Consider the following 15,382-nt stretch of genomic DNA (forward strand, 5'->3'; position numbering starts at 1 on the left):
TGCCGTCGGGGTGTTTGACTGGGACACCGATCCGCGACCGACGAGGCGAGGAGAGCAACGTTGAACTGGACGTTGGAAGTGGTGATCGTGCCGGTCTCCGATGTGGACCGGGCGAAGAAGTTCTACGCCGACCAGCTGGGCTTCACCGTGGACCACGACACGGTGATCAGCGACGAGGCACGCATCGTGCAGCTGACCCCGTCCGGCTCCGGCTGCTCGATCGTGATCGGTAAGGGCGTCGTCCCGGAGATGCCGCCCGGCTCACTCAAGGGCCTGCAACTGGTGGTGCCCGACCTGCGGCGGGCCCACGAGGAGCTGCTCGGGCGGGGTGTGGAGGTCAGCGACATCCAGGTGGTCGGTCAGAACCCCCGGCCGGTCCCGGACCCACTGGACAATGTCGGCTTCGTCTTCTTCGCCGACCCGGACGGCAACACCTGGGGCGTCCAGCAGATCTCCAGCCGCGCCTGAGCGGGCACGCTCACAGGCGGCGGGGGCCGGTGTCCGGGCGGGCGACGACGCCGCCCACCCCCAGCTGCGCGTGCAGGACCGAGAGGCCGTCCGGGCGGGCGAGCACCGGGTTGAGGGTCAGCGACCGCACCCGCGGCTGTTCGTCGGCGAGCTGACCCACCCGGAGCAGCAGGTCGACCAGTGCCGCCCGGTCGACCGGCGCGGCCCCGCGGTGCCCGCGCAGCAGCGGCGCGGCCCGGGGTTCGTCGACCAGCTCGGCCGCGTCCCGGTCGGTCAGCGGCACCGCCCGCCAGGCCCGGTCGCCGAGCAGTTCGGTGGCGACCCCACCGAGGCCGAACCCGACCACCGGCCCGAACGCCGGATCTTCCACCACCTCCACCACGCAGGCCACCCCGGGCGCGACCATCGGCTGGACCAGCGCGTCCGCGCCGAAGGTCGCCGCCAGGTCGGCGTACGCGCGACGGAGGGTCGGCTCGTCGGGCAGGTCGAGCCGGACCGCGCCGAGGTCCAGCCGGTGCCGCAGCCCGGGGGCGGCCGCCTTGAGCGCCACCGGGAAGCCCAGCCGTGCCGCCGCGTCGACCGCCGCGTCGACCGAGTCGACGGGCACCGAGGCCACCACGTCGATGCCGTACGCGGCCAGCAGCGCACCCGCGTCGGCGGCGTCGGCCCGCAGAGCGGCCTGCGCGGCGACCCGGTCGACGTCGGGCAGCTCCGGTGCCACCCCGGGCGGGCGACGAAGCCACTCGGCGTACCGGTGCGCGCGGGCGAGCGCGCGGACCGCCTCCTCCACGCCCCCGTACGCCGGCACCCCCGGTGGCAGCCGCCCGACCAGGAACGTGGCCACTGTCGGCTTGCCCAGCGCGAGGGCGTCCGGCAGTGCCGCTGTCACGTCGGCGTCCACAGCGGTGAGCTGGCCGGGAAGCGGCGGGGCGAAGACCACCACCAGGGCGTCCACCCGGTCGTCGGCGGCCGTCTCGGCGAGCGCGGCGGCGAACTCGGCGGCACCCGCGCTCGGCCCCACGTCGCGGGGATAGCCGTCGGCGACGGTGAGGCCCTGCCCGGCGCAGGCGGTCGCGGCCAGCCCGGTGAGGGCGGAGGAGTTGCCGACCACACCGACCCGGCCGCCGGCCGGCAACGGCTGGTTGGCGAGCAGCACACCCACGTCGAGCAACTCCGGCACGGTGTCCACCCGGATCACCCCGGACTGCGCGAAGAGCGCTGCCACCGCCACCTCGTCCGGCCCGACGGCGTCGCCGACCCCGGGCGGGCGGGCCGGCGAGGCGAGCGCGACGACCGGTTTGGCGCGGCCGATCCGCCGGGCCAGCCGGGCGAACTTGCGGGGGTTTCCGAACGTCTCCAGGTAGAGCATGATCACGTCGGTGCCGGTGTCGTCCTGCCAGTACTGCAGGAGGTCGTTGCCCGAGACGTCGGCCCGGTTGCCGGCCGAGACGAAGCTGGACAGCCCGAGGCCGCGCCGGTCCGCCTCGGCGAGCAACGCCACCCCGAACGCACCGGACTGACTGAAGATGCCGACCCGACCGGCCGGCGGCAACGTCGGGGCGAGAGTGGCGTTGAGGCGTACCGTCGGGTCGGTGTTGGCCACGCCGAGACAGTTCGGGCCGACGACCCGCATGCCGGCGGCGTGCGCCGCGCGGACCAGCGCGCGCTGCGTGGCCGCGCCCTCGCCGCCGGCCTCGGCGAAGCCGGCCGAGATGACCACCAGACCGTGCACCCCCGCGGCGGCGGCGTCGGCGACCACCGCTGTCGCCGCCTCCGGCGGGACCGCCACCACCGCCAGGTCCACCGGGGCGCCCGCGTCCACCGCCGAGGGGTACGCGGGAAGGCCCGCCACTGTCGACGCGCTCGGATGCACCGGCACCACCGCACCGGTGAACCCGCCGTCGCGCAGGTGCCCGAGCACCGCCGCGCCGACGCCCTGACCGGTGGCGCTGGCCCCGTAGACGACGATGCCGCGTGGGGCGAGCAGCCGGGCGATCGAGCGGGCCTCGGTCCGGTGTTCCCGGCCGCGCTGCACCTCCAGGCTGGCCTCGGTGGGCGCGATGGGGAAGCTCAGGTGGACCACGCCGTCGGCGTACTCGCGCTGGACCTGGTAGCCGAAGTCGGCGAAGACCCGCAGCATCGTCCCGTTGGCCGGCAGCACCTCCGCGACGAAGCTCATGATGTCGTTGCGGCGGGCCGCGTCGGCCAGGTGCTCCATCAGCACCGAGCCGATGCCGCGACCCTGGTAGGCGTCCTCCACCACGAAGGCCACCTCCGCCTCGGGAGCCTGCGGGCCGAGCCGCTCGTACCGGCCCACAGCGACGATCTGGTCGGCGGCCAGCACCACGAACGCCTCCCGGTCGTGGTGGTCGACGGTGACGAAACGGATCAGATCCCGTTCCGGGATGCGCGGGTACGGCGAGAAGTACCGCAGGTAGCGGGTGCGCTCGGAGAACCGGCTGTGCATCGCCACGATGCCGGGCGCGTCAGCTGGCTCGATCGGTCGCAACTGGACGGTGCTGCCGTCGCTGAGCAGCACGTCGACCGGATGACCCACGGTCGTCACCGGAACAGCCCTCCCCGGCCCGGCTCAGTCCCGCGGATCGTGCGGGTCGAGCCCGAGCAACGGGAAGACCGTCTTGCGGGTGGCCGCGATCGCCCGGTCCACCGCGTTCGGCTCGCCGGTCGGCTGCCACGGCTCGTACGACGGGTCGGCGTCGTCGGTCATCCGCAGCGGCACCTCCCGGCCCAGCCGGCGGGAGGCGACCAGGTCCCGCCACGCGGGTGGGGTGAGCGTGGCCGGGTCGATCGGATCACCGGTGGCCACCGCCAACAGGTGGGTCCAGGCCCGGGGCACCACCTCGACGAGGGCGTACCCGCCGCCGCCGGTGGCCACCCACCGGCCGTCACACAACTCGTCGGCGAGCGCCCGCATCGCCAGGTAGGTGGCCCGCTGCCCATCGACAGTCAGGTTCAGGTCGGCGAGCGGATCCAGTCGGTGCCCGTCGGCGCCGCACTGACTGACCAGCACCTGCGGCCGGAACGCGCGCAGCACCGACGGCACGATCGCGTGGAACGCCCGCTGCCAGCCACTGTCGTCGACACCCGGCGGCAACGGCATGTTGACAGCGGTGCCCTGCGCGCCCGGCCCACCCGTCTCGTCCGGGAAACCCGTGCCCGGGAAGAGCGCCAACGGGGTCTCGTGCACGCTGACCGTGAGCACCCGGGGGTCGTCCCAGAAGATCTGCTGCACGCCGTCGCCGTGGTGCACGTCGACATCCACGTACGCGACCCGCTCGGCGCCCAGGTCGAGCAGCCGGGCGATGGCCACCGCCGGGTCGTTGTAGACGCAGAAGCCGGCGGCGCGGGCGCGCATCGCGTGGTGCAGCCCGCCGGCCACGTTCACCGCCCGGCGGGCATCGCCGCGCCAGACAGCCTCGGCGGCGGCCACCGTCGCGCCGGCGATGAGCGCGCTGGACTCGTGCATCCCCTCGAAGACCGGGTTGTCGGAGGTGCCCAGCCCGTAGCCGGCGAAGAGCGGGTCACGCGGCGCGTTGCGCACCGCGGCGAGGTAGGCCGGCTCGTGCACCCGGGTGAGCAGGGCGTCGTCGGCGGGCTCCGGCTTGACCACCCGCACCCCGGGCCGATTCAGGATGCCCAGCTCGCGGGCGAGCGCGAAGGTCAGCTCCACCCGGACCGGGTCGAGCGGATGGTCACCCATGTCGTAGGCGAGCAGCGACTCGTCCCACACCACCACCGTGTCGTCGGACATGGGCCCATCGTCGCACGAGGATGGGCGCCGGCCCACCGCACGCGCTGGTCAGTGGCCTGGTGTCGACCCGGAGGCGACCGGCCGGGCCGGGTCGGCCACCCAGTTGCTCCACGATCCAACGTAGAGCGCGGCGTCCGTGCGACCTGCCAGGTGCAACGCGAGCACCGCCTGCGCGGCGGTCACCCCCGAGCCGCAGTACGCCCCGACGGCCCGCCCCTCGGTCACGCCGGCGGCGGCGAACCGCTCGCTCAACACCTCGGCGGTCGGGAAGCGGCCGTCCGGCCCGACGTACTCCCCGGCGGGCAGGTTCGCCGCCCCCGGCACGTGCCCGGCCACCGGGTCGATCGGTTCGACCTCGCCCCGGTAACGCGGCGCCGCCCGTACGTCGAGCAGCACGGCGTCGTCAGCGGCGGCCAGCGCGGCGGCCTGCCCGGCGTCGAGCACCGGGAGCTCACCGGGGCGCACCACGACGTCGCCGGGGCGTGCGGCGGGCGCATCGGTGGAGATGGGCCGGCCGGCGGCGACCCAGGCCGGGTAGCCACCGTGCAGCAGGCGCACCGGTCGGTGCCCCGCCCAGCGCAGCGTCCACCAGGCCCGCGCGGCCGCCAGGCCGTCGCCGCCGTCGTACACCACCACGGGGTGACCGGCGCGGACGCCGGCGGCCCGCAGCGCCGCCTGCAACGCGGCCGGGTCGGGCAGCGGGTGTCGACCGCCGGCGCCGGGGGCCCCGCAGAGCGCGGTGTCCAGGTCGACGAAGACGGCCCCGGGCAGGTGGCCGGCGAGGTAGTCGTCGCGGCCGGGCGGGCCGACGAGCCGCCAGCGCACGTCGAGCAGGGTGGGCGGATCGGCCTGGTCGAGCTCGGCGACGAGGGTGTCGACCTCGACCAACGGCTGCGGGGTACCGGACATGGCGACCATCCAACACCATTCGCGGAGACGGCACGCGGTTCGGCGGCGGTCGCCGGCCCGCCACCGAGGTAGCATCGTGCACCGGAGGGCCGCTGACCTTATGAAGTCTCACGACCTGGTCGACACGACCGAAATGTACCTGCGCACCATCCTTGAGCTGGAAGAGGAGGGGGTGCCACCGCTGCGTGCCAGGATCGCCGAAAGGCTGCAGCAGAGTGGCCCCACCGTGAGCCAGACCGTCGCCCGGATGGAGCGTGACGGCCTGCTCACCGTCGAGGGTGACCGGCACCTGACGCTCACCCCCCAGGGGCGCGGCAGCGCGGTGTCGGTGATGCGCAAGCACCGCCTCGCCGAGCTGCTGCTGGTCAACGTCATCGGGATGCCCTACGAGGAGGCCCACGAGGAGGCCTGCCGCTGGGAGCACGTGATGAGCGACGCGGTGGAGAAGCGGGTGTACGACCTGCTCAACCGGCCGACCCGTTCCCCGTACGGCAACCCGATCCCGGGGCTTCAGGAGCTGGGTTCGCCGGCGGCGGAGACCACCGAGGCCGCCGAGGGCGAGCGCAACCTGGCCTTCCCGGGCCTCTCCGGGCCCGTCGTGGTGCGCCGGATCTGCGAGAGCGTGCAGAAGGACGCCGACGTGCTGCGCCAACTGCACGCCGCCGGTGTCGACCCGGGCGCCACGGTCACGGTGGCCCAGGAGCGTGACGGGGTGTCGATCGACCGCTCCGGTGACCGGGTGCGGCTGCCCCGCGAGGTCGCCTCCCGGGTCTTCGTCGCCGCCAGCTGATCTGGCGTGGGCCCGGGCGTCACAGCGCCCGGGTGTCCACCTTCTTGGCCAGGGCGACAAGGTCGCCGGTGAGCTTCTCCACCGCCGAGCGCTCACTGCCACGGGCCGCGGTCCAGCTCACCGTGGCGAGCCGTCCGTCGCCGGCCAGCCAGCCCACCTCGGCGACGGGTCCCCGCCCGCTGGCCGCGGCGGTGGTCCGCTTGTACGCCTGCTGACCCAGCCCGGTGATCTTCGCCGCCTTGTCCGGCACCACGTCCGCGCCGAAGCTGGTCTTGTCGATCGTGGTCTCGGTCACGCTGAGGGTCAGCTCCGGCAGGGTCGCACCGGCCGCCCGGATCACACAGGTGTGGGTGTCGCCCTGTTCGCTGGACGCCGCCACGTCGAAGCGCGTCTTCACCACCTGCTCGATCACCGTGAAATCGAGCAGTCGGCAGGCGCCGCCCGAGGAGGCCGCCGCCACGTCCACAGCGATCGGCACCGGCGGCGGTGCCGTCACCGGCTGCGCCTCGTCGGCGCAGCCACTCACCAGCAGCCCGGCCAACCCGGCGACCACGATCCGCCCGCGCACATCCCACCCTCTCGCCGACCGACGGCGGAAGGCGCCCGCCGGTTGTCCGTCGGACACCGTACGGGGTGTCGGTGTCGCGCGGAAGCCCCCGCGGACGACTACCCGGACGGCGTGTCGTCCACGTACGGGCAGTGCCGGCAGCCGCGCCCGCAGCACGTGCCACGGCGAGCCAGGAAGTCGGCGCTCAGCACGAACAACCCGCTCGCCGGGTCGAGGTAACCGGCCTCCCCGGCGGCCAGCGCGGCGGCGTGCGCGGCGAGGACCCGGGCCCGGTCGGGGTGCTCCGGCGGCAGCCGCGACGGGTGCGGCTCGGTGAGCGGCCGATCGGCCAGTGGTCGTCGCTCTCCGGTCACCGCAGCAGTCTAGGGACGGCTACCGCCCGGCCTCCGGGCTGGATGCGCGACATGCCCGGCGTCGTCGCGGTGCGCTGTGGTTTCGTCGTACGGTCCGGGGACGATCGGTTCGACGCCCGTCGACGCATACGGAGGGGACGCGATGCGGAAGATCGTTGTGCAGATGAGCCTGTCGTTGGACGGGTTCTTCGAGGGCCCGGGGGGTGACATCGGCTGGCACCAGGTCGATGAGGAGCTGCACCAGCACTTCAACGATGTGATCGCCCCGATGGGCGGGTTCCTCAGTGGCCGGGTCAGCCATGAGTTGATGGCCGCCTACTGGCCGACCGCCGATCAGGACCCGAGCGCCAGCGGCCCGGAACGCGAGTTCGCCCGGATCTGGCGGGACATGCCGAAGATCGTCTACTCGCGCACGCTCGACCACGCCGACTGGAACGCGACGGTGGTGCGCGAGGTCGACGTCGAGCAGGTTCGCAAGCTCACTGCCGAACCGGGCGGCGACCTGGCCCTCGGCGGGGCCGACCTGGCCGCGACGTTCGCCCGGCACGACCTGATCGACGAGTACCGGATCTACGTTCACCCGGTGCTGGTGGGTCGGGGCCGCCGGCTCTTCCCCGACGCCGAGACTCCGGCCGCGCTGCGACTGGTGGAGAGCCGGGTCTTCGGCAACGGCGTGGTCCTCCTCCGCCACGAGCGGGCCCGCTGACCGGTGATCACCACCTTTCCCGCTTGAGTCTCCAGCGGGGGGAGACGCGAGGGTGAGGGCATGAGCGGGGAGACACGGCACACGATCGGCGAGCTGGCGCGACGGACGGGCCTGAGCGTCAAGACCATCAGGTACTACGCCGACAGCGGGATCGTGCCGCCGACGGACCGGAGCCCGGCCGGCTACCGACGGTTCGGCCCGGCGGCCGTGGCCCGGTTGGAACTGGTCCGCACGTTGCGGGAGCTGGGCGTGGACCTGGCCACCATCCGGCGGGTGGTGAACCAGGAGGTGCCGCTGCCCGAGGTGGCCGCCGCACACGCCGAGGCGGTGGTGGTGCAGATCCGGGTGCTGCGGCTGCGCCAGGCGGTGCTCACCGTGGCGGCGCGGCGCGGGTCGGGCCCGGCCGAGGTGGACGAGTTGCATCGGCTGGCCCAGCTCACCAGGAACGAGCGCGGGCAGCTGGTGGCGGACTTCCTGGGCAGCGTCTTCGCCGGCCTCGGCGATTGGCCCGCGTACCCGGGGGTGATCGTCTCGATGACACCGGAACTGCCCGACGACCCCACCAGCGAGCAGATCGAGGCGTGGCTGGAGCTGGCCGAGCTGTGCCGGGACCCCGGGTTCCGGGAGCGGATGCGGCTGCTGGCACGGCAGCACGCCGCGGATCATGACGTCCCGGGGCTGCCCCGCCCGGACGCCGTCGCGGTGGTCCGGGACGCGGTGGCCGCCGCCCTGACGGCCGGTCTCGACCCGAGCAGCCCGGACGCCGACCCGGTGGTCGCCGCCGTCAGCGGCCGGTACGCGAGCCTGCACCGTCACCCGGACGACGCCGACCTGCGCCAACTGCTGCTCGACCGGCTCGTTCCGGCCAACGACCCCCGCCGGGACCGCTACCTCGACCTGTTGGCGGTGCTCAACGGCTGGTCGACCGGCGCGGCGACAGCGCCGGCGGTGGACTGGTTCATCCGGGCCCTGCGCGCCCGGATGCCCGAGCCGGCTCGTTGACCCGCCCGTCAGCCGAACCAGGTCATCGCCTGGCCGTGGCCTCTGGCCCAGGCCAGCGGCTTCCCGTCGAGCGCGAGAACGTTGTGCAGCGCATCGTTCGGCGGCGCGGGCAACGCGTCGTACCGGAGCACCTCCGGCCCCTCGTTCGCCACCCAGTGCCCCGGCAGCTCGCGGACCAACCGGACGAACGCCTCCCGGCGCGGGGGCGGCACCTGGTAGAGCACTGACGTGTGGAAGACCACGAGCGTCGCGTCGGCCGGTGCCCGCGCGGCCAGCGCCGGCAGGTCGTCCACCAGGTCGCCGCGGACCAGCAGCGGCGGGTCGGCCGCGGCGATCGCCGCCGCGGCGCGCAGCCGGGCCCGCCGGTGGGCGTGTTCCGGCCAGATCAGGGCGTCCAACCAGGACACGTCGTCGGGGTCGGTAACGTCGAGCGGGTTGAGGTCCAGGCCGGCCCGCCACACCACCTGGGGTACGCGTGCCGGCGGCACCAACCCGGTGGCGGCGCAGTCGAGGACCGGCTCACCGGACCCGACCTGGTGATCGCCGTAGCGGTACCCGTACCGGTCGGGGTAGAGGCAGAGCCCGGCCGACGCGCCGACCTCCAGCAGGGCCACCGGCTGCGGCAGCGTGGCGAGCAGCGGCAGCAGGACCGCGCACCGGCCCGCCTCGTTCGTCTGGGTGGCCCGGGTGAGCATCTGCGCCTCGATGGCCGGCCAGTGCGTCAGCACGTAGTCGTGGAAGGCGACCGGGTCGTCGACCGGGCCACCGAGCCAGCGGACGACGCCGAACAGCAGGTTCGGCTGCCGTTTGGCCGGCGGTAGCCCGTCGAGCAGGGCCAGCAGGTCCTCGTCGTGGGCGACTGCCTGCGACAGGCGCTCGTACGTGGGCGACACCCCGCGCGCCTCCCGGACGGCGAAGTCGACGTACTGCTCGCTGATCGTCATGGCCCGATGATGGCACCTGCCCGCTGGCTGGACCGTCCGCTGCTACGGCGGCCGCACCCGTCATGACGGCCGGCACCCGGTTCGCGGCGTTGGTCAGCGGTTCTGCCGTTCGATGCCGCGTCGGACGAGTCCGCGGATGCCGGGGAGGGTGACCGCTCGGATCGTGACGTCGTTCATCCAGACGTGCAGCCGGCTCGGTGGCGCGTACTGGTACATGCCCCGGCGGGCGAGCGCCTGCCGCTTGGTCACCTCGGGGCGCAGGCCGGTCTCCCAGCCGGCCAGGGCGGACGGGATGTCGTCGCCGTGCCGGCGCAGGGCGGCACCGAGTTGGTCGGCGCCGGCGAGCGCCAGTCCCGCGCCGTGCCCGGCGAAGAGGGTGACGCACCAGGCCGCGTCGCCGAGCAGGACGGCGCGGTCGGCGCTCCACCGTGGGCTGTCCACCTGGCTGACCCGGTCGAAGTACGCCCCGGCCGGGTCGCTTTGGAGGTGACCGATCGCCTCGGGCACTCCCCCGGCCAGGTCTCCGAACGTCGCGCGGATCGCGTCCACCGGTCCGCCCGCCAGCTCCCGGCCAGGGTCGGCGCACCGGTAGGTGAAGAAGGCCGACGAGCGGCCGGGCCCGAGGTTGACGATCGCCGCGGTGCGCCCGGGGCCGATGAAGGTCGTCGCCGACGACTCGGGCACATCCGGCACCGGGTGCGCCAGCGGGAAGGCCGCCACCACGTACGGCAGGTCGACCCGATGGTCCGGGCCGAGGATCGTCGCCCGGGTCGCGGAGTGCACGCCGTCGGCACCGACGAGCAGGTCGGCGTCGTGCGTGGTGCCGTCGCTGAGGCTGATCCGCACCCGGTCGGCGGTGGCGTCGATCGTGGACACCGTGGTGCCGAAGCGGATCTCCACCTGGTCGCGTACCGCGTCGTACAGTGCGGTTTCGAGGTCGCCGCGGAACACCGTCATGGTCCGGGGACCCAGCGCCGCCTCGGCGACCGCGGCGGGCACCGTGAGCTTCGGGCGACCGTCCGCTCGGACCAGCACTGTGGTGAACGGGCCCAACGCGTGGGCGGACAGCGCCGGAACCAGCCCGAGCCGCTCGGCCGCGTCGTAGCCGGCGCCGAGCAGGTTGACCAGGTAGCCACTGCTGCGCCGGGTCGGAGACCGCTCGACGACGAGCGGATGCCACCCGTCCCCCGCCAGGCGTAGGGCCGTCGCGAGACCCGCTATGCCGGCCCCGACGATCACCGCTCGTTTCATCAGCACTCCCCAAACCAGAATGAGCATATGCTCAAACATTATGAGCATATGCTCATCCCCGCACAACCCGCCTAGACTCAGGGAATGCCACGCGGAGTTCCCATCGCCGAGCCCCGGCAGCACCTCTTCGCCGCGGCCGAGCGCTTGATCGCCACCGCAGGCCCCGGCCAACTCACCAGCCGAGCCGTCACCGGCGAGGCCGGCGTCGCCACCGGGCTGCTCTTCGCCCACTTCACGAACTTCGACGACTTCCTGGTCGGTTACGCCGTCGACCGCAGCTTCCAGATCGCCGGCACCGCGGCTGGCCTTCCCGCCCGCGCCGGCACCGGCACGATCGCCGCGAACCTCAGCGCGGCGATCCTCGCGACCCCGCTGATCGTCCTGCGCGGCGTCACCCGGCTGATGGCCTGCCGGCCGGCGTTGGCCGCACAGGTTGAGGCGGTACTGGGCACCGGCAGCACCGTGCTGCAGAGCCTCGAACGCGCCGTCATCGACTACCTGGACGCCGAACGACAGCGCGGACGGCTGCCAGCGGGCGTCGACACCGAGGCGCTGGCGCTGGCCGTGGTAGGCGTGCTGCACCACGTCGCCCTCATCGACGCGACCGACGACGTGGCGCACGCGCGCATCCGGCACACCGTCACCGCGCTGGCGGAAAGCTTCCCGGCCGTCACGTCCTGAGCCCGCCCCCTGGCCCGCACCGGGCCGCCCGCACCGTAGAGTTCTGCGGCGGCCGGACCGTTGAGCAGCAGCTCAGCGGGCAGGAGCAACGGGGAGGAACGGGTCGTGCGGGGTGCGGGTGTCCGGGTACTGATCGTCGGCGGAGGTGTCGCCGGACTGGCGACGGTGGCCGCGCTGCGCGAGTGGGGCGCGACGATCGACGTGGTCGAGCGGGCGACCGGGCCGACCGACTCCGGCACCGGGATCTACCTCACCGGCAACGCGACCCGGATGCTCGACGTCCTCGGTCTGCGCGAGCCGGTCGCCGACGTCGCCGTGGAGATCACCCGGCAGCGCAGCACCAACCAGCGCGGGCGTCGCCTCTTCGACATCGACGTGGCAGCGCTCTGGCGGGGCGTCGGGCCGTGCGTGTCGTTGCCCCGGGCACAGCTGCACCGGGCGCTGCTCGACGGCGTCGGCGACGCCCCGATCCGCTGGGGCCGCCAGCCGGTCGCGCTGTTGCAGGAGGGCGACCAGGTCGCCGTCGAGTTCGACGACACCAGCACCGACCGGTACGACCTGGTGATCGGCGCGGACGGGGTGCACTCCACCATCCGCCGGCTCGCCTTCGACGGCCAGGCCGCCCGCGACCTCGGCCAGTACGCGTACCGGTGGGTCGCTCCCCGGATCGACGACGAGCCGGTCTGGTCGGTGCAGTTGGGGCGCGGGAGGCAGTTCCTGACGATCCCGATCAGCGCCGAGCAGACGTACTGCTACTACAACGACGGCCCGGTGGCCGAGCGGCCCGGCTGGCGAGACGAACTGGGTGCGACGTACAGCGAGCCGGTGGCCACCATGCTCAAGGCCCTGGACTACGACGACAGCACCCTGCACGCCGGGCCGAACCAGGAGGTGGCGCTCGACTCCTGGGCCCGGGGGCCGGTGCTGCTGGTCGGCGACGCCGCCCACGCCACCTCGCCGAACATGGCCCAGGGTGCGGCGATGGCGCTGGAGGACGCTGTCGTGCTCGCCTCGTCGTTGGCCGCCGCCGATTCCGTCGCCGACGCGCTACGCGCTTTCGAGGCGCGACGCCGCCCGCGGACGAATTGGGTGCTCAGCCAGACGCACCGCCGCGACAAGGCCACCGGGCTCCCGCCCGCGCTGCGCGACGTGGTGATGCGCCGCCTCGGCGAGCAGATGTTCCGCTCGAACTACGGGCCGCTGTTCGCCCAGCCCTGACCGGTCGGACGCAGCCGGGACGAGCCCGCTCACGGCAGCTGGCCCGGCCTGTCGACGATGGCGATCCGCAGGAACGCGGCCGCCGACTCCAGTGACTCCTTGCCACCACGTATCACCGAGTTGCGGGTGCCGAGGTAGACGTGGGAGTCCCGATCGAAGATGAGGTCCACGTTCCCACCGATCACCCCGGGCATCCGAATCGCCACCCCGTGCCGACCGGCGGCGTCCACCACGTCACCCGATATGACCACCGCGCCGGGCTCCCGCGCGAGCACTTCGTACAGCGCCGCCAGCGCTCGGGGTGGCACGTAACCGCGGAGCATCGACCGCGCGGTGGTGTACGCCATGCTCTCGTCCCCGTACACGGCCTCCTCGTCGGCGCCTTCGGAAAGGTGCAGGTCGACCGGGTGCTCCCGGAGGTACCGCAGCAGCGCGTCCGGGTCGGTGGGCAGGTCGCCGTGGTACGCGGGCGGCTGGAACGCGTCGAGTTCCCGATCGGGATCGGAGGGATCGTCGATGCGGAGCTCCCTCAGCGCGGTCCACCCGCCCGGGTCGCTCTCCGGCCGGTAGCGCCCCTGCGTGTAGGCAACCCCACCGGCCGACTGCCACAGCTGGGTCCGGATCGTCAGGTACGGGCCGCTGTCCGGCAACTCCCGGGTCGTCGCCAGGATCTCCGTGAAGACGTACTGGTCGGGCCGGGCGGTGAGCTCCGGCTGTTGCCGGGCGGCGTCGGCCGCCAGATGGAAGATCTCCGACGCGCTGGCCGTCGGCGGCGGCTGATCACCCAGTCTGATCGTCTGGACCACCAGCGCACCGGCGGTCAACGTCACCGCCAGCCCGAACGCCCCGGCGAGGCGCCAACCGCGCAGAAACCGGGCGCGGCGTCCTGCGGGACGGGCCTCCGACGCCGCCTCCCCCCGATGGGCCACGTGCGCGGTCAGATCCCTGAGAAGCTGCTCCTCGAACCCCTGCGGCGACCGTTCGGTCTCGTTCATCGTCATCTCCGTCTCCTCAGGCGAGGGTGCTGGCAGGGCGGGTGAGCACGGCGCGGACGACGCGGCGGGCGCGATGCAGGCGGACCCGGGCGGCGACCGGCGACATCCCGAGCACTGTCGCCGCCTCCACGACGGTGAGGCCGTCCACGGCGACGAGTTCGACAAGCGTCCGGGTGCCCTCGGGGAGGTCGCCCAGCGCCCGATACGTGCGGCGGGCGGCCTGCTCGGCGTCGATCCGCTCCTCGATCCGGGCGATGTCATCGGGGCCCAGGTCCCGCCGCCCGGCCAGACGACCGGCGACCCGCAGCCGTTGGGCCGCCCGACGCCGCTCGTCGCCGATGACGTTGCGGGCCACCCCGTACAGCCAGCCGATCTGGCTACCCCGGTCCGGCCGGTAGCCGGCCGCCGACTCGATCACCGCCAGGAACACGTCGGCGGTGAGGTCGGCGGCGAGGTGTGGATCGTCGACCCGCCGCGCCACGAACCGGCCCACCGCCTCCAGGTGCCGCCGGTAGAACACCTCGAAGGCCACCGGATCGGTGCCGATGCCGGAAATGTCATCATCGGCCTCGTCGGGCTCACTCACGGGCCGTCCTCTCTCGCGCCTTCACACCCCTTCTTCGTACGGCGGAGCGCTGGTGTTACGCCGTGATGCTGCTTCCCGCCCGGGGCGGAACGCGGCGCTGCCGGTCCCGTTGGGCAACCGCCCTGGTGATGCGGCATTATCGAAGCACCGGCGACTGGCGGCACGGGGATGGTGAAACCATCGGGGAGCCTCTCGCGGGCGTCGACCGCCTGGGCGCCTGCGTCGAGGAACCATCATGACCACGACCAGCCCATCCGTCGACAACCACAACCCGTCGGCCACGGCCCGACTCCTGCCGGGCGCACCCGTCGCCGCAGCCGTCCTGGCCGAAACCGCAGCTGCCGCCACCCGTCTGCGCGAGCGCGGCATCACACCGAGCCTCGCCACCATCCTCGTCGGCGACGACGACGCCAGCGCCGGTTACATCGCCATCAAGCAGCGTCAGGCCGCCGCGCTCGGGTTCGCCTCCCCGCACGTTCACCTGCCGGCCACCGCCACCCAGGCCGAACTGCACCAGGCCATCGCCCGATTCAACAGCGACCCGGCCGTGCACGGCCTGCTCGTGCAGTACCCCGTACCGGGGCACCTGGACTACGACGCGGCGCTGCAGACCATCGACCCGGACAAGGACGTCGACGGCATGCACCCGCTCAACATGGGACGCCTCGCCGTCGGCCTGCCCGGCCCGCTGCCGTGCACCCCCGCCGGCATCGAAGCCCTCCTGGCGTACCACGAGATCCCGGTCGCCGGTCGCGAGGTCGTCATCCTCGGCCGGGGCGCCACCCTGGGCCGTCCCCTGGCCATGCTGCTCGCCCAGAAGCGCCCGACCGCCAACGCCGCCGTCACCGTCGTGCACACCGGCGTGCCCGACTGGGACCGCTACACCCGCCGCGCCGACATCCTCGTCGCCGCCGCCGGCGTACCCGGGATCGTTCAGCCTGAGCACGTCAAGCCCGGCGCGGTCGTCATCGGCGCCGGCGTCCGCTACGACGGGCGGCGACTCCTGCCCGATGTGGACGAGGCGTGCGCCGAGGTCGCCGGCGCCATCACGCCCCGGGTCGGCGGGGTCGGCCCGACCACCGTCGCGATGCTGTTCCGCAACGCGGTACGCGCCGCGGAACGCGCGAACCAGTAGCCCG

Annotated in this window: 16 protein-coding genes; 7 read left to right on the forward strand and 9 right to left on the reverse strand. The window is 73.7% G+C overall.

Translation table 11 applies throughout. The features are described 5' to 3' along the window. Positions 1–60: 60 nt before the first annotated feature. Positions 61–468, forward strand: coding sequence for a VOC family protein (locus QCZ28_RS27860; protein WP_279519406.1), 408 nt, complete (start codon positions 61–63; stop codon positions 466–468). Positions 469–478: 10 nt separating this feature from the next. Here QCZ28_RS27860 and QCZ28_RS27865 read toward each other — a convergent pair whose 3' ends face one another. Genes QCZ28_RS27865 through QCZ28_RS27875 form a run of 3 tightly spaced genes read right to left on the reverse strand, consistent with a single transcriptional unit; the run spans position 479 to position 5,149 of the window. Next, positions 479–3,034 (reverse strand): bifunctional GNAT family N-acetyltransferase/acetate--CoA ligase family protein, encoded by a 2,556-nt coding sequence (locus QCZ28_RS27865; protein ID WP_279519407.1) that lies wholly within the window; start codon positions 3,032–3,034, stop codon positions 479–481. Between the two features lie 24 nt (positions 3,035–3,058). After that, entirely contained in the window at positions 3,059–4,240 is a 1,182-nt protein-coding gene (locus QCZ28_RS27870; RefSeq protein WP_279519408.1) for an acetoin utilization protein AcuC, read from the reverse strand. A gap of 48 nt (positions 4,241–4,288) precedes the next feature. Then, positions 4,289–5,149: a sulfurtransferase gene (locus QCZ28_RS27875; protein WP_279519409.1), complete on the reverse strand. Its 861-nt coding sequence runs from the start codon at positions 5,147–5,149 to the stop codon at positions 4,289–4,291. A 100-nt stretch (positions 5,150–5,249) separates the two neighbouring features. Here QCZ28_RS27875 and QCZ28_RS27880 point away from each other — a divergent pair, with 100 nt between their 5' ends. Continuing rightward, entirely contained in the window at positions 5,250–5,939 is a 690-nt protein-coding gene (locus tag QCZ28_RS27880; protein WP_030337404.1) for a metal-dependent transcriptional regulator, read from the forward strand. 19 nt (positions 5,940–5,958) lie between these two features. Here QCZ28_RS27880 and QCZ28_RS27885 read toward each other — a convergent pair whose 3' ends face one another. Both QCZ28_RS27885 and QCZ28_RS27890 read right to left on the reverse strand, forming a co-directional pair. Then, entirely contained in the window at positions 5,959–6,507 is a 549-nt protein-coding gene (locus tag QCZ28_RS27885) for a hypothetical protein (RefSeq protein WP_279519410.1), read from the reverse strand. Between the two features lie 98 nt (positions 6,508–6,605). Next, a complete protein-coding gene (locus tag QCZ28_RS27890; protein ID WP_030337400.1) occupies positions 6,606–6,860 on the reverse strand; it encodes a DUF5522 domain-containing protein in 255 nt (84 codons plus the stop codon). Positions 6,861–7,002: 142 nt separating this feature from the next. Between QCZ28_RS27890 and QCZ28_RS27895 the strand changes: the two genes are divergently transcribed. Beyond that, entirely contained in the window at positions 7,003–7,566 is a 564-nt protein-coding gene (locus tag QCZ28_RS27895; protein ID WP_279519411.1) for a dihydrofolate reductase family protein, read from the forward strand. 60 nt (positions 7,567–7,626) lie between these two features. After that, positions 7,627–8,568, forward strand: coding sequence for a MerR family transcriptional regulator (locus tag QCZ28_RS27900; RefSeq protein ID WP_279519412.1), 942 nt, complete (start codon positions 7,627–7,629; stop codon positions 8,566–8,568). A gap of 8 nt (positions 8,569–8,576) precedes the next feature. Here QCZ28_RS27900 and QCZ28_RS27905 read toward each other — a convergent pair whose 3' ends face one another. Together QCZ28_RS27905 and QCZ28_RS27910 are read right to left on the reverse strand one after the other, a co-directional pair. Then, the gene (locus tag QCZ28_RS27905) at positions 8,577–9,512 is read right to left on the reverse strand and encodes a DUF2332 domain-containing protein (protein ID WP_279519413.1); all 936 of its coding nucleotides are present in this window, start codon (positions 9,510–9,512) and stop codon (positions 8,577–8,579) included. A gap of 93 nt (positions 9,513–9,605) precedes the next feature. Further along, entirely contained in the window at positions 9,606–10,763 is a 1,158-nt protein-coding gene (locus tag QCZ28_RS27910; protein WP_279519414.1) for an FAD-dependent oxidoreductase, read from the reverse strand. Positions 10,764–10,847: 84 nt separating this feature from the next. Between QCZ28_RS27910 and QCZ28_RS27915 the strand changes: the two genes are divergently transcribed. After that, a complete protein-coding gene (locus QCZ28_RS27915; protein WP_279519415.1) occupies positions 10,848–11,444 on the forward strand; it encodes a TetR/AcrR family transcriptional regulator in 597 nt (198 codons plus the stop codon). A 105-nt stretch (positions 11,445–11,549) separates the two neighbouring features. Next, a complete protein-coding gene (locus tag QCZ28_RS27920) occupies positions 11,550–12,662 on the forward strand; it encodes an FAD-dependent monooxygenase (RefSeq protein ID WP_279519416.1) in 1,113 nt (370 codons plus the stop codon). Between the two features lie 29 nt (positions 12,663–12,691). Here the strand turns inward: QCZ28_RS27920 and QCZ28_RS27925 are convergent, their stop codons facing one another. Both QCZ28_RS27925 and QCZ28_RS27930 read right to left on the reverse strand, forming a co-directional pair. Next, complete coding sequence (locus QCZ28_RS27925; RefSeq protein ID WP_279519417.1) at positions 12,692–13,663, reverse strand: CU044_5270 family protein; 972 nt, start codon at positions 13,661–13,663, stop codon at positions 12,692–12,694. A 10-nt stretch (positions 13,664–13,673) separates the two neighbouring features. Then, on the reverse strand, positions 13,674–14,243 hold the full coding sequence (locus tag QCZ28_RS27930) for a sigma-70 family RNA polymerase sigma factor (RefSeq protein WP_279519418.1): 570 nt from the start codon (positions 14,241–14,243) through the stop codon (positions 13,674–13,676). 235 nt (positions 14,244–14,478) lie between these two features. On the opposite strand from QCZ28_RS27930, the gene QCZ28_RS27935 reads away from it, so the two are divergent. Further along, positions 14,479–15,378, forward strand: a complete 900-nt coding sequence (locus QCZ28_RS27935) for a bifunctional 5,10-methylenetetrahydrofolate dehydrogenase/5,10-methenyltetrahydrofolate cyclohydrolase (protein ID WP_279519419.1) — start codon at positions 14,479–14,481, stop codon at positions 15,376–15,378. The last annotated feature ends 4 nt before the right edge of the window (positions 15,379–15,382 follow it).

The organism is Micromonospora sp. DH14 (assembly GCF_029809455.1).
GTDB lineage: Bacteria > Actinomycetota > Actinomycetes > Mycobacteriales > Micromonosporaceae > Micromonospora > Micromonospora parva.

Coding starts and splice junctions, on each gene's coding strand:
- QCZ28_RS27870 (WP_279519408.1), bottom strand. CDS start 4,240: ATGTCCGACGACACGGTGGTGGTGTGGGACGAGTCGCTGCTCGCCTAC.
- QCZ28_RS27875 (WP_279519409.1), bottom strand. CDS start 5,149: ATGTCCGGTACCCCGCAGCCGTTGGTCGAGGTCGACACCCTCGTCGCC.
- QCZ28_RS27880 (WP_030337404.1), top strand. CDS start 5,250: ATGAAGTCTCACGACCTGGTCGACACGACCGAAATGTACCTGCGCACC.
- QCZ28_RS27895 (WP_279519411.1), top strand. CDS start 7,003: ATGCGGAAGATCGTTGTGCAGATGAGCCTGTCGTTGGACGGGTTCTTC.
- QCZ28_RS27900 (WP_279519412.1), top strand. CDS start 7,627: ATGAGCGGGGAGACACGGCACACGATCGGCGAGCTGGCGCGACGGACG.
- QCZ28_RS27905 (WP_279519413.1), bottom strand. CDS start 9,512: ATGACGATCAGCGAGCAGTACGTCGACTTCGCCGTCCGGGAGGCGCGC.
- QCZ28_RS27910 (WP_279519414.1), bottom strand. CDS start 10,763: ATGAAACGAGCGGTGATCGTCGGGGCCGGCATAGCGGGTCTCGCGACG.
- QCZ28_RS27915 (WP_279519415.1), top strand. CDS start 10,848: ATGCCACGCGGAGTTCCCATCGCCGAGCCCCGGCAGCACCTCTTCGCC.
- QCZ28_RS27925 (WP_279519417.1), bottom strand. CDS start 13,663: ATGACGATGAACGAGACCGAACGGTCGCCGCAGGGGTTCGAGGAGCAG.
- QCZ28_RS27935 (WP_279519419.1), top strand. CDS start 14,479: ATGACCACGACCAGCCCATCCGTCGACAACCACAACCCGTCGGCCACG.